The following is a 20,591-nucleotide window of genomic DNA, read 5'->3' on the forward strand; positions in this document are numbered from 1 at the left end:
GAATGGAAACGGGGTCGCGCCATACCATGGCAGCATGGCGAGCGGGAAAAAAGAGGGGCTAGTGTAAAACTGAATCACGACAAAAGAAAATGAGAATGATTCACTTTATTATTGATCTTTGTTGCGAGCTGGGTAATATGCCTTCCGCTTGATAATAATTCTCAATAAGGATTTTGCAGTGGCGCACAACAACACCCCCTCACTGATTGCTCTCGCCGTGGCGGCGGGCCTTGCTTCCCCTGTCTTCGCAGCAGACAAGAAAGCCGATGAAGTCATTGTCGTCAGCGGCTCCCGGATGGAGCAGAAACTGGAAGATGTCTCAGGCCCCATCTCCGTCATCACCTCCGAACAGATCGAAGAGCAGGTCGTCAGCAACGTCGCCGACCTGTTCCGCTACGAGCCGGGTGTTTCCGTGTTGGGCGGGGCGGGCGATGCCCAGACCTTCGTCATTCGTGGCATGGGCGAGAACCGTGTCAAGATAGTGCAGGACGGGGTGCGCCAGAACGACGCCTACAAGAACGGCGGGGTAGGCCAGACCTATTTCGATACCGACATGATCAAGCAGGTTGAGGTGGCCAAGGGGCCAGCCTCCGCCGCCTACGGCTCCGATGCCCTGGGTGGCGTCATCGCCATCACCACCAAGGACGCCAGCGATTTCCTCAAGGGCCGGGACAGCTATCTGGACGCGACCACGGGCTATGCCTCCAGCAGCCACCAGAACATGGCTGGCATCACAGGCGCCCTGCGTACCGGTGATGTGGAGAGTCTGCTGCGCTACACCTGGCGCGATGGCGGTGTGACCCAGAACTACGACAGCGACAAGAACGAATTCGACATCGTCAGCCAGGCCGTGCTGTTCAAGAGCCAGTGGAATGTCAGCGACGATCAGTTCCTGAAACTGACCCTCGACTACTTCACCGAGGGACAGGATCCGGACGCCGTCGATCTGACCAAGGCGGGCTCCGTCTTCAAGCAGCCGATCACCGACAAGGACACCGACAACCTCTCCCTGATGCTGGATCATGGCCTCGCCCTGAACCAGGTCTGGGCCGATCGGGTCGACAGCAAGCTCTATTACGCTCGTACCAAGCAGACCCTGGATCAGTATGCCTCTTCCAAGTATCCGGTCAGCCCGAACAACCCTTATGTGACCAAGAACTCCCTGGACAGCAACGGCTTCGACCAGGAGAGCCTGGGGGCTCAGGTGAAATTCAGCAAGGCCCTCGCCAGCCAGCGTTTGGCCTGGGGCGTCGAGTATGAGCACACCGACAACGAGCGGACCCGTTTCAAGGCGCCGACCAAGCCCGGTGACTTCGTCGGCTACAACGAGCTGAGCTTCCCGTCCACCACCAGCGAGCGCGCCGCACTCTGGGCCTTTGACGAGATCAAGTTTGGCGAGCGCTGGGTGCTGACCCCGGGTGCCCGTTACGAATACTACAAGATGACCCCGGACGAAGATCCGGCTTACACCGGCGAGAAGCTCAAGAAGTTCTCCGAAGGGGAGTTCTCACCCAAGCTGGGGCTGGTGTTCAAGGCGCACGAGGCGGCCAACCTGTTTGCCCAGTACAGCCACGGTTTCAAGGCACCCATGTATGACAACGCCTTCTCCACCCTGAACCATCAGGCGTACGGTTATCGCATCGAGCCGAACCCGGACCTCAAGCCCGAGAGCAGCGACGGTATCGATCTGGGGGTACGTGGCAGCGCCGGTGGCTTCAGCTACGAAGTGGCGACCTTCTACAACAAGTTCGAGGACTTCATTGAGCTGGCCCAGATCGGCATGGAAGGCCGCACCGCCATCTATCAGTATCAGAACCTGGACAAGGCGACCACCAAGGGGGTCGAGGCCAAGGCCGATTACTGGCTCAATGATCTGGTCAACATCTGGGGCAACCTGGCCTACATCGAAGGCAAGGATGGGGATGGCAACTACATCAACAGCCTGAGCCCGCTCAACGGCAGCCTTGGCCTGCGCCTGGAACAGCCGAACTGGAACCTCAACACCGCCCTGCGCTTCGCCGATGACATGGACAAGGTGGGCAAGGATTCCCGCGGCAACGACAACATCAAGAGCGCCGGCTGGGGTGTGGTGGACATCTACGCCCAGTTCAAGCCGATGCAGGATCTGCAGCTCAACGTCGGTGTCTTCAACCTGTTTGACAAGGAATACGTCAACTACGAGAGCATCACCGGCCTGAGTGCGACCAGCGATACCACCAACCAGACCGAGCCGGGCCGCAACCTGAGCGCCCGCGTCAAGTACGTGTTCTGATACTCAACCTGACTGTGATGACGAAGGGGCCCTTGGGCCCCTTTCTCGTTTTGCCTATTGTGCGCCGACCCAAAAGGTAATCTGAGCCGGAGGATTGTGCCGCCAGCAGAGGTGGCGTGACTCAATGAAGCAGGGCCGGGACAAGGGTTTAACGCTGTTGATATTTATGATGTTTATTCTCTCCCGCGCGAGGGGATCGGCGCGCCAAAATCGGTTATCATTTGTCCCCCTTGCGCCGTTGCCGAGTCCTTATGCCTGCCTTCTCCTGGTTAGCCCTGTTCTTTGGTGCCTTCTACTTCGTTTATGGCGCCTATCTGCCGTTCTGGTCGCTCTGGCTGGAGGGAATAGGCGTGAGCGCCGAGCAGATCGGCCTGCTGCTCGGGGCGGGCATGGCGATCCGTTTCGCCGGCAACCTGGTGGTAATGGGACAGCTCAAGGGCGCTGGGCACCTGTTGCCCGTCACCCGGCTGCTCTGTGTGCTGAGCCTGCTGGCCTTCCTCGGATTCTATGTCAGCCATCAGCTCTGGTGGCTGGTGGTGCTGACCCTGGTGGCGAACTTCATCTACCCGACCCTGATGCCCATGGGGGAGGCGCTGGCCACCCGCATGGTGGTGCAGGCCCACCTCGATTACGGCAAGGTGCGGCTGTGTGGCTCCTTCGCCTTTATCGTCGCCTCCACCCTGGTCGGCGCCCTGGTCGGCAATTTTGGCAGCGACTGGGTGCTGCACACCATGGTGGCCGGGCTACTGCTGATGTTGATGCTGAGCGCGCTACCGCTGCGGCCCGCTCCACAGGAGTTGCAAGGGGAGCGGGCCAAGGCCTCGCTGAAGGAGACCCTTAAATCCGCGCCGGTACGGCGTTTTCTGCTGATCACCGCCCTGTTGCAAGGCAGTCATGCTGCCTACTACGGTTTCAGCGCCATCTACTGGAAGGCCGAAGGCTACAGCGGCACCATTATCGGCTATCTGTGGGCGCTGGGGGTGGTGGCGGAGATCTGCATGTTTGCCGCCGACAAGCGCTTCCTCCAGCGTTTCGGGGCCCAGACCCTGTTCCTGGTCGGCGCCATCGGCTGCGTGGTGCGCTGGAGCCTGCTCGGCGCCTCCAGCGAGCTGTGGGTGCTGGTGCTCGGCCAGTTGCTGCATGCTGTCACCTTCTGCGTCAGCCACCTGGGGGCTATCCGCTTCATGACCCGCCAACTGCCCCCCGAGCAGCTCATTCCCACCCAGGCACTCTACGCAGCACTGGGTCTTGGCATCACGGTGGCGGCACTGATGGCGCTGTGCGGCCTGTTGTTCGAGCCACTCGGTGGGGGAATTTTCTTCATCATGATCCTGGTGGTGCTGCCGGTCTTCTTCCTGCGTTTGCGCACGGCGGCCGAAGGGGCACCGGCCTGAGCGAGCAGGATGACACCGCCTCGTCAGGGTTCTAGACTGGCGCGGCTCTCAACATATCTGGACAGGGGAATAAGGTAGATGCACCAAGGATGGCTGCTGATCGGGTTGTCGCTCGCCTATCTGGGCTTGTTGTTTCTCATCGCCTTCGTGGCGGACAAGAACAAGCGCCGCCGGCCCAAGGGGCAACCCCTGCTCTATAGCCTGTCGCTGGCGGTCTACTGCACCTCTTGGACCTTCTTCGGTACCGTCGGCCAGGCCAGCGAATCTCCCTGGTCCCCCGTGCCCATCTACCTCGGCCCCATGCTGGTGTTCCTGTTCGGCTGGCGCCTGCTGGCCCGGCTCATCCTGGTGGCCAAGCGCGAGCACATCACCTCCATCGCCGACTTCATCGCCGCCCGCTATGGCAAGTCCCAGCGCCTCGCCATGGTGATCAGCCTGATCGCCATCATGGGCATACTTCCCTACCTGGTGCTGCAGCTCAAGGCGATCGTCACCGGGCTGGACCTGCTGATGGCCAACGCTGTGCCCGTTGGTACCCTGGGTTCGACAGCTGGCAACAGCGCCGGGCTGGCCCTCGGCGTCGCCCTGTTGCTGGCGCTGTTCAGCATCTTGTTCGGTACCCGCAACCTGGATGCCACCGAGCACCACCGCGGTATGGTGGTGGCCATCGCCTTCGAATCCGTGGTCAAGCTGCTCGCCTTCATGGGGGTGGGGGGCTTCGCGCTCTGGCTCATCATCGCCAAGCCGAGCCCGGCCCACGCCCAGGTGACCCGCGACTTTCTCGATGCCGTGGTGGCGGTTACCCCGGGCAGCCTGCTGGAGCTCGCCATCTATACCCTGGTCGCCATGTGCGCCGTCATCTGCCTGCCGCGCCAGTTCCACGTGACTGTGGTGGAGAACAACCAGGGTCAGGATCTGCACTGGGCGCGCTGGCTGTTCCCGCTCTACCTGTTCCTGATGGGGCTCTTCATCTGGCCGCTGGCGCTGGCGGGCAAGCAGTGGGTGGGGGCCGACATGGCCTCGGATACCTATGTGATCAGCCTCCCCATGTCGCTGGGCTACGACGGCATGGCGATGCTGGCGTTTCTCGGCGGTACCTCGGCGGCCACCGGCATGGTGATCGTCTGCACCATCGCCCTGGCGATCATGGTCAGCAACGATCTGGTGCTGCCGGTATTGCTGCGCCGCTTCTGGCAACAGGGGCGGGACGAGCGGTTGATGCGGTTGCTGCTGCAGGTGCGCCGTGGCGCCATCCTGCTGATCCTGTTGGCGGCCTGGGCGCTCTATCTCTGGCTCGGCGATCTCACCAGCCTGTCGCGCATCGGCTACCTGTCGTTCGGCGCCGTGGCCCAGTTCGCCCCGGCGCTGCTGCTCGGTCTCTACTGGCGACACGGCAACCGCAAGGGGGTCTACCTCGGCCTCGCGCTCGGGGTCAGCCTCTGGTTCCTCACCCTGCTGGCGGAGAGCGGGTTGCTGGCGGGCTCGCCGCTGGAGGCGCTGCTGGCGCCGCCGGACTGGCCCGCTTTTCGCGATCTGAGCCTGGGAGCCTGGTGCATCTTCCTGAGCCTGCTGCTCAACCTGCTCGGCTATGTGGCGGGCTCCTTGTTGTCGCGGGCGGCGGTGAGCGAGCGGTTGCAGGCGGCGAACTTCGTCGGCAAGCCGAGCCGGGATCTGGCGGCGCTCTATCAGGCGCGGGTCTCGGTCAAGGAGCTGGAGATGCTGGCGGCCCGCTTCGTCGGCTCGAGCCGGGTCAAGCGCGCTTTCGGCCGCTTCGCCGGTGAACGCGGCGGAACCCTGGCCCCCCAGATGCAGGCGTCGGCGGAGCTTATCGCCCACACCGAGCGGCTGCTGGCCGGGGTCTTTGGCGCCTCGTCCGCCCGGCTGGTGCTGGCCTCGGCCCTGCAGGGGCGCAACATGCAGCTCGAGGAGATCGCCACCATAGTGGACGAGGCCTCGGATGTGTTTCGCTTCAACCGGGGCCTGCTGCAGGGGGCCATCGAACACATGGGGCAGGGGATCTCGGTGGTGGACAGGGAACTCAAGCTGGTGGCCTGGAACCGGCGCTACATAGAGCTGTTCCACTATCCCCCCGGTCTCATCCAGGTGGGGCGCTCCATCGAGGAGATCATCCGCTACAACGCCGAGCAGGGGCTCTGCGGTCCGGGCGAGCTGGAGGCTCATGTGGCGCGCCGGGTCGCCTTCATGCAGCGCGGCAGCCCCCACGTCTCGGCGCGGGAGCGACCGGATGGGCGGGTGATCGAGATGCAGGGCAACCCCATGCCGGCCGGCGGTTTCGTCATGACCTTCACCGACATCACTCCCTTCCGGGCGGCGGAGCGGGTGCTGCGAGAGGCCAACGAACACCTGGAGGCGCGGGTGGCCGAGCGCACCCACGAGCTGTCCGAGCTCAACCGTCAGCTGCTGCTGGTGAATCAGCAGGTGGAGCGGGCCAACCACTCCAAGAGCCGCTTCCTGGCGGCGGTGAGCCACGATCTGACCCAACCGCTGAACGCGGCCAAGCTGTTCACCTCCTCCCTGCTGGAGATGCTGCCCCAGGAGGGGGAGCAGGGAGTGGATCAGAGGGCAGAGCAGGTCCGCATCGCCCGCCACATCGACGATGCCCTGGGGGCGACCGAGGACCTCATCACCGACTTGCTCGACATCTCCCGGCTCGAGGCGGGCAAGTTCAAGGCCAGGAAGCTCGACTTCGCCCTGAGCGACGTGCTGGGCAACCTCAAGGCGGAGTTCGGGGTGCTGGCCCAGGCGGGGGAGATCCAGTTCTCCGTGGTGGAGAGCAAGCTCGCGGTCTACAGCGACGTGCGCCTGCTGCGCCGGGTGCTGCAGAATTTCCTCACCAATGCGTTTCGCTACAACCCGGGGGGCCGAGTGCTGCTCGGCTGCCGTCGGCTGGGGGACAAGGTGCGCATCGAGGTGTGGGACAACGGCCCCGGCATCCCCCTCGACAAGCAGGAGACCATCTTCGACGAGTTCTCCCGCCTCGATCACTCCCGCACCGCCAGGGAGCAGGGGCTGGGGCTGGGGCTCGCCATCGCCCGCGGCATCTCCCAGGTGCTGGGTCATCAGCTCTCATTGCGCAGCTGGCCACAGGCGGGATCCGTGTTCGCCATTACGTTAAATCTCGCGACCCGGCCCGTGATGCCCAGCCAGGCGACGGCTCCGGCGGTGCGGGACAGCCAGCTGGAGGGGATCAGGATCCTCTGCATCGACAACGAGGAGGACATCCTCACCGCCATGCACTCCCTGCTGGGGCGCTGGGGCTGCGAGGTGATGTGCGCCCAGAGTCTGGAGCAGGCGCAGGCACTCATCGGTGACGGCTTCCTGCCACAACTGGTGTTGTCGGATTATCACCTGGATGACGGCAAGACCGGGTTGCAGGCGCTGCACATGATCCGGTTGGCCCACGGCAATGGCATCGGCGGCATCATCATCAGCGCGGATCGCAAGAGCGAGCTGCAGGCGCAGATCCGCGAGCACGGCTTCGGTTACGTCAGCAAACCGGTCAAGCCCCTCAAGCTGCGGGCGCTGATGAACAGCTTGTTGCTGCCCGTTGCGTGACTGGAATCACAGAACCCATCATTGCTCGGCAGAGGGGCAACAGTTCTAATTTCGAGATATCGACGCGTATGTCGTGATTTTGCAGGCGTGTTCGCTGCCATCTATGAATCGTGAGTCCCTTTCACTGTCATTTCTACTAGGTGGCGGGGCCATTTCTCTCATCTATAGTCATTCGGCGATTATTTTCATCGCAAATCAAGTTGTGTAAAAAGGCAAACCGGACGAAAGTCCGGGACGCAAAGCCTCCGGTCTAAGGGTCAAAGTACCTAGGATAGCGGGGCCACCACAGGTTGTATCGTCCATGGGCCAAGCCATGGTGTCGATGTCGTCTGCGTTACCTGTCAGGTTGCGTTGCCTTTTTCGTTGCTCATACCAATAACGAAATAAGGAAGTTCAACTATGTTCAGTCCAAAACATTCCCTGCTGGCATTGCTGGTCGGGGGGCTCTGTTCTACCTCTGCTCTCGCTGCCGCCCCCGGCAAACCCACCATCGGTTGGGGTGAGACCAAGTTTGCCATCATCCAGGTCGATCAGGCCGCTACCTCCTACAACAAGCTGGTCACCGTCCATAAGGATGGTGCTCCCGTCAGCGTAACCTGGAACCTCTGGTCCGGCGATGTGGGCCAGACCGCCAAGGTACTGCTCGATGGCAAGGAGGTGTGGTCCGGTCCCGCCTCCGCCGCGGGCACCGCCAACTTCAAGGTCACCAAGGGCGGCCGCTACCAGATGCAAGTGGCCCTGTGCAACGCCGATGGCTGTACCCTTTCCGACAAGAAGGAGATAGTGGTGGCCGACACGGACGGCAGCCACCTGGCGCCGCTCAATGCGCCGCTGCAAGAGAACAACAAGCCTTATACCAACAAGTCCGGCAAGGTGGTGGGGGCCTACTACGTGGAGTGGGGCGTCTATGGCCGCAAGTTCACCGTGGACAAGATCCCGGCCAAGAACCTGACTCACATCCTCTATGGCTTCACCCCCATCTGTGGCGGTAACGGCATCAACGACAGCCTCAAGGAGATCTCCGGCAGCTTCGAGGCGCTGCAGCGCTCCTGTGCCGGTCGCGAGGACTTCAAGGTCTCCATCCACGATCCCTGGGCCGCCGTCCAGATGGGGCAGGGTAATCTCACCGCCTTCGATGAGCCCTACAAGGGCAACTTCGGCAACCTGATGGCCCTCAAGAAGGCCAACCCCGACCTCAAGATCCTCCCCTCCGTGGGGGGCTGGACACTGTCCGACCCTTTCTATTTCTTCAGTGACAAGGCCAAGCGCGACACCTTCGTCGCCTCCATGAAGGAGTACCTGCAGACCTGGAAGTTCTTCGACGGGGTGGACATCGACTGGGAGTTCCCGGGCGGACAGGGTGCCAACCCCAACCTGGGCGGCCCGAACGATGGCGCCACCTATGTGGCGTTGATGAAAGAGCTGCGCGTCATGCTCGATGAGCTGGAAGCCGAGACCGGTCGCCAGTACGAGCTCACCTCGGCCATCAGCGCCGGTGGTGACAAGATTGCCAAGGTGGACTATCAAGCGGCCCAGCAGTACATGGATCACATCTTCCTGATGAGTTACGACTTCAGTGGCGCCTTCGATCTGAAGAACCTGGCTCACCAGACCAACCTGTTTGCATCGAGCTGGGATCCCGCCACCAAGTACACCACCGACAAGGGTGTCAAGGCGCTGCTCGGTCAGGGGGTGACGCCGGGCAAGATAGTGGTCGGTGCGGCCATGTATGGCCGTGGCTGGACCGGGGTCAACGGCTACCAGGCCGGTAATCCCTTCACCGGCACCGCCACCGGCCCCGTCAAGGGCACCTGGGAGAATGGCGTGGTGGATTACCGCGACATCGTCAACAACCGCATGGGCGCCGGCTGGGAGCAGGGGTATGACGAGGTGGCCGAGGCTCCCTACGTCTTCAAGGCCAGCACCGGCGAGCTCATCAGCTTCGACAACGATCGCTCGGTCAAGGCCAAGGGGCAGTACGTGCTGGCCAACCAGCTCGGCGGCCTGTTCGCCTGGGAGATCGATGCGGACAACGGCGACATCCTCAACGCCATGCACGAGGGGCTCGGCAATGGGGACGGCGGCACCACGCCACCGGTCAACAAGCCGCCGGTGGCCAATGCCGGTAGCGATCTGAGCGTCACCGGCCCGGCCGAGGTGACCCTCAATGGCAGTGCCTCCCATGACCCCGAGAACGGTGTGCTGAGCTATAGCTGGAAGCAGGTTTCGGGCCCGCAGGCTTCCCTGCTCGATGCTACTCAGGCGAAGGCCCGTGTGGTGCTGGATGCCGTCAGTGCCGACATCAACCTGGTGTTCGAGCTGACCGTCACCGACGACCACAACCTCGTGGCCAAGGATCAGGTGGTGGTGACCAACAAGGCGCCGCAGCCGAACCTGCCACCCGTGGTGACAGTGCCGGCCTCCGTCAGCGTCGAATCCGGCAAGCAGGTGACCATCAAGGCCACCGCCTCCGATCCGAACGGTGATGTGCTGAGCTACCAGTGGAGCCTGCCAGCGGGTCTCACCGCCACCGGTCAGAACAGTGCGACCCTGGTGGTCACAGGCCCGAGCGTGACTAGCGATACCACCTATGACTTGACCCTGGTGGTCACCGACGGGGCACTGGACGCCAGCGCTGGCACCCGCCTGACCGTCAAGCCAGCGAGTACAGGTGGCGGCTGCGAGGCAACCGATCCCGATGCAGCCAACTGGCCGGCCTGGAGTGCCGGCACCGTCTACAACACCAATGACAAGGTGAGCCACAAGCAGTTGGTGTGGCAGGCCAAGTACTGGACCCAGGGCAACGAGCCAAGCCAGAGCGCCGATCAGTGGAAGCTGGTGAGCCAGGTGCAGCTCGGCTGGAATGCCACTGTGGCCTACAACGCCGGGGATCTCACCAACCACAACGGACGCAAGTGGAAGGCCCAGTACTGGACCAAGGGCGATGAGCCCGGCAAGGCATCGGTCTGGGCCGATCAGGGGGCTGCCAGCTGCAACTGATTGCCATCAGGAATGGGGCCTGGGCCCCATTCCTTTCTCCTGTGGCGCTTTGCGGGCTGACCTCAGCTCGGGGCGGATAAACCGCCAGCCATGGCCATCAGCGTGAATCTTGTCGACTCAATTAATCATTTTTTCATTAAGATGAAAAAATATTTTCATCTTAAAAATACCGTCCAAATAGTGATTTTGACGGTTGATATCCGGTCTAACACCGAGCTTAACCCTGCCTGTATGGCATTTGTTGATATAACACATAGTTAAGCTCCCGTTCAGTAATTTGCAGTGACTGCGCCGATAGAGAATAATCGCGGCGCACTACTGATTAATTTGTGTATAAGGGCAAACCGGTTGAAAAGCCGGGACGCAAAGCTTCCGGTCTAAGGATCCATGATCTAGGACAGCGGGGCCGCCACAGGTCGTATCGATCTTCTGCCAAGGGAAGATCCTGCCTCATCTACTGGTTGCCTTGTCCTTATCGTATTGACTAATAACGAAAAAGGATTACTCGCCATGCAAAGTCCATCCCCCGCGCTGCCGACCTCTTTGGTTGGCGCTCTGTTTGTCTCCCCTTTATGCCGCCACTCCTGGCAGACCCCGCCTCGGCTGGGGTGAAACCCGGCTCGCCATCACCGAGCTCAACCCGTCCGCTCACGCCCCGCCGGTCAAGGAGATCGCCGCCAGTAGCAGCAGGAGGAGGGGGTTGAACTCTGTGCTCATGTCAACGCAATAACAACAACGAGCCTGCCACCCGGGCAGGCGCAAAAAATAGGGAAATAACGCGATGCAGATGAAAAAAAACAAGGTAAATCTGGCGATGCAGGGGGGCATGCTCGCCCTGCTGGCGGCAGGGTGGGTGCCGCAGGCTCTGGCCCAGCAGAACGCCATCACCGGGGAGTGGCGCAAGGATCAGACCAAGCCACGCCTTTACAGCCAGGCGGCCTGGGTCGACGGCTTCGTCTTGCAACTGCCGCTTGGGGCGACCTTCGCCCCCCAGATGACGGCCTGGGACGAGAACGATGGGGATCTCAGCGGCCGCATCAAGCAGCTTAGCGGCGTGAACACCCAGCAGGTCGGCAGCTATCTGGCAAAATACGAGGTGCGGGATAACGGCCTGCCCGAGATGGGGGGCTATCAGAAGGTTGGCGCAAGCACCACAACCTTCTCATTGCCCGTCACCGTCTATGATCCCGCCGTGGCCGTGCCGAGTGAGCTCAACAAGCTGGGTAGCCTCTGGCAGGAGAGCCCCACAACCACCGGTCTTCTGCGTTTTATCCCCGGCCAGAGCCTGAGCCGAACGATCCGTATCGCCTCAACCGAGCACCCCCTGAGTGGGGACGAGCTGGAGATCACGACCTTCAAGGTGCAGGAGGGGATCTGGGGCGGCAACAACCGTCAGTTCAGCCTGCGCCTCACCGACATCGAGAGCGGCGAGCCAGCCTACGAAGGTAGCGTCTTGCTCGTATCAGGCAAGCAGTTGACCCCGACCGCCCCCATCAAGCTGCGGGCCGATCGGGACTACGAGTTCATCCTGACCTATCTGACCGGCCAGTTCGAACAGGGTTTTCGTGCCAACGAGGAGGGGGAACTCTGGTTGATGGCCGAGGGGCAGCAATCGCGCGAGGCAAACCCCTATGCTTTGGTGCTGCCCGATCCTGCCAACCGGCTGGCCTTCGATCCCGGTTTCAACTCTGCCCTGAAGCAGAAGCTGCTCAGCAGCCGGGGGGAGCAAGAGGCCCTGTTGATCGGCAAGGTGCCGGGTCCGCAGCCGGTGGCCCTGAGTTATCGCATCGCCAACCCCGAACTGGTCAGTCTGCAACTGGTACCGGGAGCGACCCAGGATCGGCTGGTGCTACAGGGGCTGGCAGAGGGTGAGACTACCCTCGAGATCCTGGCCGATGATCGTCTGGTGGATCAAGTGCGATTGTTTGTTACCAGCCCCAAGGAGGTCAGCGTCTCCTACAGCTACATCGCCTTCCCCGGCGAGCGCCAGAGTCACCTGTGGGACGATGGTGCCATCATCATGGCGGACATGAGCCGACGTTTTGCCCCCTACAACATCCGCCTCAGCTGGGTGGACAACGGCGTGCTGGTGCACGAATGGGACAAGAATGGCGATGGTCAGGCCTACGAACCCAGTGCTGTGGAGCTAACGGCGCCGCTACAGGAGGGCTGGATCCCGAACGCGGATCGGGTCTTCTCCAACATCTATGTGCTGCGCGGCTACAAGGATGACAGCAAGACATGCAGCTACCAGGGGAATGGTCTCTCTGTCGGTTTGGGGGCCACAGATGGTGCGCCGCGCGCGGGCTATCGATACGCTTGCCCTGGCAACCTCACCGTCCATGGGCAGTCGTTGACCCTGAGCCACGAGCTGGGCCACAACCTGGGGTTGGCACACACGGGAGACGAGCCTTATCGGATGAGCAACATCATGACGGGAGGGCGGTTTGAGGGGGTCTTCTTCGGTTACCAGTGGCGCACCATGCACCAGACCATAGAGGCCAGGATCGCGGCTGGTGATGCGGGGGTGAGCGAGCGCAATGACGAACCAGAGCTGCCGCCACCTGCGGTCAATCTGCCGCCCCTGGCCAACGCCGGTGGCGACATGAGCACCACGGGCCCGGCCGAGCTGGTGCTCGATGGCGCCGCCTCCCGGGATCCGGAGAACGGTGCCTTGCGCTACCAATGGCGCCAGGTCGTCGGCCCACAGGTGACGCTGAGCGATGCCGACAAGGTGCAGGCCAGAGTGAACCTCGGGACCGTCTCTCAGGATACTCAGTTGGCGTTCGAGCTGACCGTCACCGACGAACAGGGACTCGATGGTTCGGATCGGGTGGCGGTGACCCACCAGGCGCCTCCTCCTAACCTGCCCCCCGTGGTGACAGTGTCTGCGCCAGCCTCTGTGCAGGCGGGCAAGCAGACAAGCATTACCGCCAGTGCCACCGACCCCAATGGTGATGCACTCAGCTACCAGTGGACAGTGCCGGCCGGCCTCAGTGCCAGCGGCCAGAACAGTGCGACCCTGGTGGTCACGGCCCCGAGCGTGACGGTCAACACGGATTATGACCTGACGGTCACCGTGACCGATGGCGCCTTGGATGCCGAGGGTCAGACCCGGCTCACCGTCACCCCGGCAAGTGGCGGCGGTGAATGCAGTGTCACCGATCCGGAAGCGGCCAATACCCCGGCCTGGAACGCCAGCACCGTCTACAACGCCGATACCAACGTGAGCCACAACCAGCTGGTATGGCAAGCGAAGTACTGGACCCAGGGCAACGAGCCAAGCCAGAGCGCCGATCAGTGGCGGCTGGTGAGCCAGGTGCAGCTCGGCTGGAATGCCGGTGTGGCCTACAACGGGGGAGACATCAGTACCCACAATGGCCGCAAATGGAAAGCCAAGTACTGGACCAAAGGCAACGAGCCGGGCAAGCACGATGTCTGGCTGGATCAGGGTACTGCCAGCTGTAACTGATTACCCGTCCCCCATGGAATGGGGCCCTGGCGCCCCATTCCTTTTTCCACTCCTGTTTCAGCCTGCGGCCATGCCGCAGCGCGACAACCAGAACCGATTCTCAGGCCGGGTGCTTGGTGTAGGACCGAGCCTCCGACGTCCATTTTGTAATGATTCCTGCAACAGGGCATGTGGACATGCCCCTAAAAATGAGAACCATAACAATGAAAAAAACACAGTTAGCTAGTCTGATCATGGCCGCCTTGGCGAGTGGCCCCTTGCTGGCCGTCGTTCAGGCCCCCACTTCCTTGCCCTTCAATACCCAGCCACCGACCAACGATCTGCAAGGCACGCTGGCGGCGCAGGTGCAGTTTGCCCAGAGCCAGATCCTGCCGGCCCATGTCGCCGAGGGAGACAGCCAGCCAAGGCTCACGGCCCAGCGCAAGAGCCTGCTTCTGGTCAGGCCCTTGCAAGCCGAGAGCGCTGTGCCGATGATGGTGACGGCGCGAGATGGTGCGGGGCAAACGCTCGGCACCCTGGCCCTGGCACCGCCTGAGCAGTTGCCGAAGACGGCCTATTACCTCGACGGCTCGCCGGAGGAGGGGGTCGACTTCACGCCGGGGCCGGGCAGCAGTGGCCTCATCAACAGCAGCAGCGAGCTGGCAAAGCTGAGTGACCCCGCCGGTGCCTTCCTGCTGAGCCGCTTGCAGCCCCATGCCCTGGTGACCATCCAGACCGCCGATGGACGCTGGGTCAGGGATATCCATCTGCCGGGCGGCGCCGCGTTGGAGGGCAAGATGGTGCGCTTGGTCTCCAACGCCGGTTACAACTCGACCCTTTATTACAGCGGCCGTCAGGTGACGCTCTCCCGTGGCCAGACCCTGCAGTTCAAGTTTGTGGGCGGCCAGTGGATCCGGGACGGGGAGCTTGAGAACAACGGCATCCGCTATGCAGTCGATGCCTGGAGCGCAGTGCTGCCCGCCGACTGGATCCAGCCAGGTATCAGCCTGCAACTCAGCCAGGGCGGGCTCAGCGGTGAGCTGACGGACTTGCAGATCGGTGCTCCGAGCGAGCTGCTGATCCACACCATCGACATCGGCATGCTGACCTCCCCCCGCAACCAGTTCGCTTTTGCCGGGGATCCCGAGGCGCACCGCGAGTATTTCCAGACGGTGCCCACCAGCCGGTTGATCGTCAGCCAGTACGAGCCTCTGTCCTTGGCCGAGGTGATGCTGCCGGATGGCACCCTGCTCACCGATTTCGATCCCGGCCAGGGGGGCTGGCACGAGGGCACCATGCGCCAGCGCATCGGCAAGGAGCTCATCTCTCTGGGCATCGACAACGCCAACTACGGCATCAACAGCACCGCCGGCGAGGGGGAGAGCAGCCACCCCTATGTGGTGGCCCAGCTGGCGGCCCACAACAGCCGCGGCAAGTACGCCAACGGGGTTCAGGTGCACGGTGGCTCGGGCGGGGGTGGCATCGTCACCCTCGACAGTTCCCTTGGCAACGAGTTCAGTCACGAGGTGGGTCACAACTATGGCCTCGGCCACTATGTGGGGGGCTTCGCCGGCTCGGTGCATCGCAGCGCCGAGGCGGCCAATTCGAGCTGGGGTTGGGATGGGGACAAGAACCGCTTCATCCCCAATTTTGGCGCCAGCCGCAACGGCCAGAGTGCTTGTCTCGATGGCCAGTGCCAGGCGCCCTTCGACGGTCGGCCGTTCGGTTTCGACGCCATGGCGGGGGGGGCCCCTCTTTCCGGCTTCAACCGCTTTACCCTCTACACCCCCAACTCGGCCGCCATCATCCAGCGTTTCCTCGAGAGCAAGGCGGTGTTCGATGCCAATTCGCCAACGGGGTTCAGCAAATGGGATGCCGCCACCGCCGCCATGAAGCCCTATGAACACAGGGTAGAAGTGCTCGAGCAGGTCAACGCCCCGATGAACAGCCTCGATGAGACGAAACTGGCGGCTTTGCTGGCGGAGTATGACCTGGTCAGGGTGGCCATGTGGGATGGCAACTGGACCCGCAATATCCAGCCGCCCCCCGCCTCGGCCGCCAATGCGGGCCGCATCCTGACCCTGGATCACGGGGCCAGCTACAACAGCGTGCTCTTCATCAATGGGCAGCAGATAACCGTCTCCCGTGGCTTCAAGAAGAGCTACACCTCGGACGGTAGCCGCTGGAATGAGGGGCCTGTGGTGGATCTGCGGGGTCCGCGCAAGCCGCAGGCGTTCGGGGTGCCGGTGACGACACTGGTGGGCTATTACGATCCCCAGGGCCAGTTGCCGAGCTACATCTACTCGGCGTTGCACGGCGCCTATGGCTTCAGCTATGGGGATGATGCCGCTCGCATGACGACGGGGGACTGCCAGCTGCAGGTGGAGACTCGCGACGGTACCTTGCAGTTCCGGCTGGCCAATCACCGCCAAAGTGTCAACCTGATGAACAAGTTCCACGTCAATGTGCCGACGGCGAGCGATCCGTACCGCGCCAGCGTGATCTGCGCCGGGAGGACGTTGGGTCAGCAGGCTATTTCAGAGCCGGGCGAGACGCTCAGTTACACCGTCAACGGACGCCCGTTACAGCAGTGATTCGCGCTAATTTTGTTGGCTTTAGTAGTGTTATATAGCGCTATAAGCCGATGAGTTGTGCAATAAAAAAAGGCCCCTCGGGGCCTTTTTTCATGGAAGGGGAGTCATCAGAGCGGCTTCTGCCACAGGCTCAGCAGCACATCCTGCTCAAGCTCGTCCGGTCCCTGGTGGGTGAAGGCGTGACGCTGCTCACCGCCGGCTCGCCAGCCGAGGCGGCTGGTTTCCAGCACGTGGCTGCGCAGCCCCTGATCCATGGTCATGGAGAACTGGCAGCGTTGCTGCTCAACCGGGTTGAGGCCGGCCAGGGTCGGCCAGCTCAGGGGGTGCTCCATGCTCACCGGGTTGAGGCTGACTCTCAGCTGCCACTGGTGACGGGGGCCCGGTTGCAGCAGGAGCAGGTAGCCGCCCGGTGCCAGCCAGCCGACCAGCTGCTCGGTCTTGATCTTGAGATCGTTGACCAGCAGCACCTGGGCCGTACCGGCTTGCAGCGGGGCCCTGGCCGGGTCGGCGATGACGAAGTGGCCTTCCGGCTGCGCCTTGTTGGCGGCGAAGATGGCATTCTTGGCCAGATCGACCCCGCCGAAGCGCCAGCCGGGCAGGCGCTCGGCCAGGGCGCGGCAGTAGTAGCCTTCGCCGCAGCCGAGGTGGATCAGCTCCTGTTCACCGAGGGGCGCCAGCAGCGCCGCCATGGCCTCGACCAGGGGCAGCTGGTGGCCCTGCTCCAGGAAGTGACGCTTGGCGCGCATCAGCAGGCGGCTGTCGCTGTCCTTGGGGTCTTTCTTGCCGGGAATGAGGTCAAGATAGCCTTCCGGGGCGGGATCGAAATGGTGCTTGTTGTCGCAATAGAGCCCACGAGAGGCTTCGTGAAGATGCAGGGCACCACGGCAAAGGGGGCATTGAAGGTGCATAGGCTTGGATACTCTCTTGGCGAAGACCGGAACGGTGAAGGGCGTTCGGGATTATAGGGGAGACGATCGAAAAAGGCTGCCGGGGCAGCCTTTTTATCAGGCGGTGGTCTTTAAACGGCTTGTGCGCGGCCGTCAGACCCCCGGTCAGCGGGTACCAAACACCACTATGGTCTTGCCGTGGGCGGAGATGAGCTCTTGCTCTTCCAGCATCTTGAGGATGCGGCCAACGGTTTCACGGGAGCAGCCGACGATCTGGCCTATCTCCTGACGGGTGATCTTGATCTGCATGCCATCCGGGTGGGTCATGGCATCCGGCTGCTTGGCCAGGTTCAGCAGGGTCTGGGCGATCCGGCCGGTCACGTCCAGGAAGGCGAGGTTACCGACCTTCTGGCTGGTGTGCTGCAGGCGCTTGGCCATCTGGCCGGAGAGACGCAGCAGTATGTCCGGGTTGACCTGGATCAGCTGGCGGAACTTCTTGTAGGAGATCTCGGCGACTTCACAGGCGCCTTTGGCTCGTACCCAGGCGGAACGTTCCGGGTTCTCGTTCTCTTCGAACATCCCCATCTCGCCCAGGAAATCCCCCTGATTCAGGTAGGAGAGGATCATCTCCTTGCCTTCGTCATCCTTGATCAGGACGGCGACGGTTCCCTTCACGATGTAGTAGAGGGTTTCTGCCTTCTCGCCGGCGTGGATCAGGGTGCTCTTGGCGGGATACTTATGAATGTGGCAATGCGACAAGAACCACTCAAGGGTGGGATCGCTTTGCGGTTTGCCAATGATCATGAGACTTCCTCTGTAGTGTCTTTTTATGGACTCGTGCGTCCGGGCAAGTTGCCAAGCCTGCCATTCCTTCGTCTTTGGTCGCAGTAGAATAAGAGCCTTTGTCTGTGCTGACAAGGCTTTGGGACTGTACCGTCCATTCTGTGCATCGATCTGCCGCGCCATCGCGGCCATTCTAGGCAAGAAGAGGTCGGAAGATGTTGATTTCGATCTATTTACGCTGGAAGTGCGCAAGATAATGGACTGTGCCACTCGGCCCCTGCTTGAGGTATGCTATGGGCGTCAGAACCGTCGTCATTGAGAGGAAATGTGAGATGAAAGCCAAGGTCAGCTGGGTGGAAGGCATGAAGTTTGTGGGCGAGAGCGAGTCCGGTCATCAAGTGATGCTGGACGGCGCCAACCCGGGCGAAGGTGCCAGCCCGATGGAGATGATCCTGCTGGCGGTTGGTGGTTGCAGCTCCATCGACGTGGTCTCCATCCTGGAGAAGGCCCGTCAGTCCGTGACTGCGTGCCACGTGGAGCTGGAAGGGGCGCGGGCCGAGTCCGTACCCCGGGTGTTTGAAAAAATCCATCTCAATTTCGTCGTGACCGGCAAGGGGCTGGCCGAGAAGCAGGTGGCCCGCGCGGTCGACCTGTCGATGGAAAAGTATTGTTCGGTTTCCCTGATGTTGGAAAAAGCGGTAGAAATTACCCATAGTTATCAAATTGTTGAAGCTTGATAGTTTGTGATTTGTCCCGTCTGTAACGCCATGACATAAGGAAAGTGCGATGAAAAAGACGATAATGTTGCTTCCCCTGTTCGGACTGGCCGCCTGCAGCATGCCGCAGCCGACCCAGTATCAATACAGTCAGTATCAGTGTGGGGAAGAGATGTTGGCCATCACCTATGATGCCCAGGCCGACATGGTGCAGTTCCCTTACGCCGGGGTGTATCACAAGCTGGGCCGCATCGAGTCGGCCAAAGATACCGCCAGCTATTCCGATGGGGTGACCACCTTCTCCCATCAGGACAAGCATGCCACCCTGGTGCAAAAAGGCGTGACGCTGCTCAGCTGCGAGCTCAAATAATCGTCATGCTGTGCAACAGCGTGCATCGACAACGGCCTGCTTCGAGCAGGCCGTTGTGTTATGGGGGTTAGCGCGCGGGCAGAGCGCCCAGTAGCTGCTCGGCGAGCTGTTGGCTCAGCTGGCCACGGGTCTCGTCGTCGATGGGCACGTCGCTGGCGAGCTGGATGGCGCTGCTCCACACCGTCTGCTGAGTCTTGCGGTCGAGCAGCATGATGGCCAGGGTGCCCTTGCGGGCATCGGCGCCAGCCTGCAGCCCGGGCGTCATGCCGAGACGGGCAAAAATCTCGCCATCGCTCATGTCCTTGCTGCCTGCCACCCCGATGGCCACCCAGACGTCGGCCTCATCGAGGGGGACGCTCTGCCACCCCTTGCCATTGAGATCCCGACTGACCGCCTGCTGCACCGGCTCCAGCCAGCCTGCGGCGCTGTTGCCCGCATACTGGAACTGCTCCGCCAGCGCATAGCGCGGCGTCGCTCCATAGGTCCAATTATCCGCCGGGCGTACCACCATGGTGCCCGTCTCGACGGTGGGGGCGGCAGGGCCTGTACTGCAACCCACCAGCAGGGCCGCCAGGGTTAATGAGAGAAGTGCACCGCGCATCATAAGCTCCTTGGCTCAGGTGATCTTGCCGGTTTCTAACAGCTGCTGGATCAGGGGGCGCAGGATCAGCTCCATCGCAAAACCCATCTTGCCCCCCGGCACCACTATGGTGTTCATCCTCGACATGAAGGCGCCGTCGATCATCGACAGCAGGTAGGGGAAGTCCACCTGCTTGATACCGCGAAACCGGATCACCAGCATACTCTCGTCCAGGCTGGGTATCACCTTGGCACTGAAGGGGTTGGAGGTGTCGACGGTCGGTACCCGCTGGAAGTTGATGTGGGTGCGGGAGAACTGCGGGGTGATGAAGTTGATGTAGTCATCCATGGAGCGAACGATGGAGTCGGTGACCGCCTCGCGTGAGTGACCGCGCTCCGAGGTGTCGCGGATCAGCTTCTGGATCCACTCCAGGTTGACGATGGGCACCACCCCGATGAGAAAGTCCACGTGGCGGGCCACGTTGTGCTCGCCGGTGACCACGCCGCCGTGCAGCCCCTCGTAGAACAGCAGATCCGTCTCCCCCGGCAGATCCTGCCAGGGGGTGAAGGTGCCCGGCATCTGGTTGAAGGGCACCGCCTCGTCGAAGCTGTGCAGGTAGCGCCGGTACTGGCCGTTGCCGTCCTGGCCGTATTCCTGGAAGAAAGACTCCAGCAGGCCGAAGTCGTTGGCCTCGGGCCCGAAGTAGCTGATGTGGCGCCCCTGCTCGCGCGCCTTGCGGATCGCCACGTCCATCTCGGGTCGGGTGTAGCGATGAAAACTGTCCCCCTCGACCACAGCGGCTTTGTAGCCCAGCTGATGGAACATGGAGCGGAACGCGTTGGTGGAGGTGGAGGTGCCGGCACCGGACGAACCGGTAACCGCAATGATGGGATGCTTGGCCGACATAGCGTTCTCTCTTCCTTGGGAGTTCCGTTATAAGGGCATGGCCGGAGCGCGGTCAAGTGCCC

12 protein-coding genes and 2 riboswitches are annotated in these 20,591 nt (G+C 62.1%); of the genes, 8 read left to right on the forward strand and 4 right to left on the reverse strand.

Annotated features, from left to right (window positions below; all coding sequences use genetic code 11):
- Positions 1-178 precede the first annotated feature (178 nt).
- The 6 genes from LG30_RS0110265 (at position 179) to LG30_RS0110290 (ending at position 16,287) form a co-directional block, all read left to right on the forward strand.
- The gene (locus LG30_RS0110265; RefSeq protein ID WP_033130601.1) at positions 179-2,272 is read left to right on the forward strand and encodes a TonB-dependent hemoglobin/transferrin/lactoferrin family receptor; all 2,094 of its coding nucleotides are present in this window, start codon (positions 179-181) and stop codon (positions 2,270-2,272) included.
- A gap of 251 nt (positions 2,273-2,523) precedes the next feature.
- Positions 2,524-3,666, forward strand: a complete 1,143-nt coding sequence (locus LG30_RS0110270; protein ID WP_033130602.1) for a 3-phenylpropionate MFS transporter — start codon at positions 2,524-2,526, stop codon at positions 3,664-3,666.
- Positions 3,667-3,744: 78 nt separating this feature from the next.
- The gene (locus tag LG30_RS0110275) at positions 3,745-7,242 is read left to right on the forward strand and encodes a hybrid sensor histidine kinase/response regulator (RefSeq protein ID WP_033130603.1); all 3,498 of its coding nucleotides are present in this window, start codon (positions 3,745-3,747) and stop codon (positions 7,240-7,242) included.
- Between the two features lie 201 nt (positions 7,243-7,443).
- Positions 7,444-7,530, forward strand: a riboswitch (cyclic di-GMP riboswitch).
- A gap of 111 nt (positions 7,531-7,641) precedes the next feature.
- On the forward strand, positions 7,642-10,242 hold the full coding sequence (locus tag LG30_RS0110280) for a glycosyl hydrolase family 18 protein (RefSeq protein ID WP_033130604.1): 2,601 nt from the start codon (positions 7,642-7,644) through the stop codon (positions 10,240-10,242).
- Positions 10,243-10,570: 328 nt separating this feature from the next.
- Positions 10,571-10,656, forward strand: a riboswitch (cyclic di-GMP riboswitch).
- Between the two features lie 367 nt (positions 10,657-11,023).
- Entirely contained in the window at positions 11,024-13,714 is a 2,691-nt protein-coding gene (locus tag LG30_RS22735; RefSeq protein WP_052100977.1) for a PKD domain-containing protein, read from the forward strand.
- Between the two features lie 203 nt (positions 13,715-13,917).
- The gene (locus tag LG30_RS0110290) at positions 13,918-16,287 is read left to right on the forward strand and encodes a M66 family metalloprotease (protein WP_420796346.1); all 2,370 of its coding nucleotides are present in this window, start codon (positions 13,918-13,920) and stop codon (positions 16,285-16,287) included.
- Between the two features lie 107 nt (positions 16,288-16,394).
- Here the strand turns inward: LG30_RS0110290 and LG30_RS0110295 are convergent, their stop codons facing one another.
- Together LG30_RS0110295 and crp are read right to left on the reverse strand one after the other, a co-directional pair.
- Positions 16,395-17,195: a putative RNA methyltransferase gene (locus LG30_RS0110295; RefSeq protein ID WP_033130606.1), complete on the reverse strand. Its 801-nt coding sequence runs from the start codon at positions 17,193-17,195 to the stop codon at positions 16,395-16,397.
- A gap of 144 nt (positions 17,196-17,339) precedes the next feature.
- On the reverse strand, positions 17,340-17,978 hold the full coding sequence (gene crp, locus LG30_RS0110300) for a cAMP-activated global transcriptional regulator CRP (RefSeq protein WP_025328082.1): 639 nt from the start codon (positions 17,976-17,978) through the stop codon (positions 17,340-17,342).
- Between the two features lie 311 nt (positions 17,979-18,289).
- Here crp and LG30_RS0110305 point away from each other — a divergent pair, with 311 nt between their 5' ends.
- Together LG30_RS0110305 and LG30_RS0110310 are read left to right on the forward strand one after the other, a co-directional pair.
- Complete coding sequence (locus LG30_RS0110305) at positions 18,290-18,694, forward strand: OsmC family protein (protein WP_033130607.1); 405 nt, start codon at positions 18,290-18,292, stop codon at positions 18,692-18,694.
- Between the two features lie 49 nt (positions 18,695-18,743).
- The gene (locus LG30_RS0110310; RefSeq protein WP_033130608.1) at positions 18,744-19,043 is read left to right on the forward strand and encodes an MliC family protein; all 300 of its coding nucleotides are present in this window, start codon (positions 18,744-18,746) and stop codon (positions 19,041-19,043) included.
- A 67-nt stretch (positions 19,044-19,110) separates the two neighbouring features.
- Here LG30_RS0110310 and LG30_RS0110315 read toward each other — a convergent pair whose 3' ends face one another.
- Positions 19,111-19,644: a DUF4136 domain-containing protein gene (locus LG30_RS0110315; RefSeq protein WP_033130609.1), complete on the reverse strand. Its 534-nt coding sequence runs from the start codon at positions 19,642-19,644 to the stop codon at positions 19,111-19,113.
- 15 nt (positions 19,645-19,659) lie between these two features.
- Complete coding sequence (locus LG30_RS0110320; protein WP_033130610.1) at positions 19,660-20,529, reverse strand: phosphoribulokinase; 870 nt, start codon at positions 20,527-20,529, stop codon at positions 19,660-19,662.
- Positions 20,530-20,591 lie beyond the last annotated feature (62 nt).

It is taken from the genome of Aeromonas aquatica, assembly GCF_000764655.1.
Classification (GTDB): domain Bacteria; phylum Pseudomonadota; class Gammaproteobacteria; order Enterobacterales; family Aeromonadaceae; genus Aeromonas; species Aeromonas aquatica.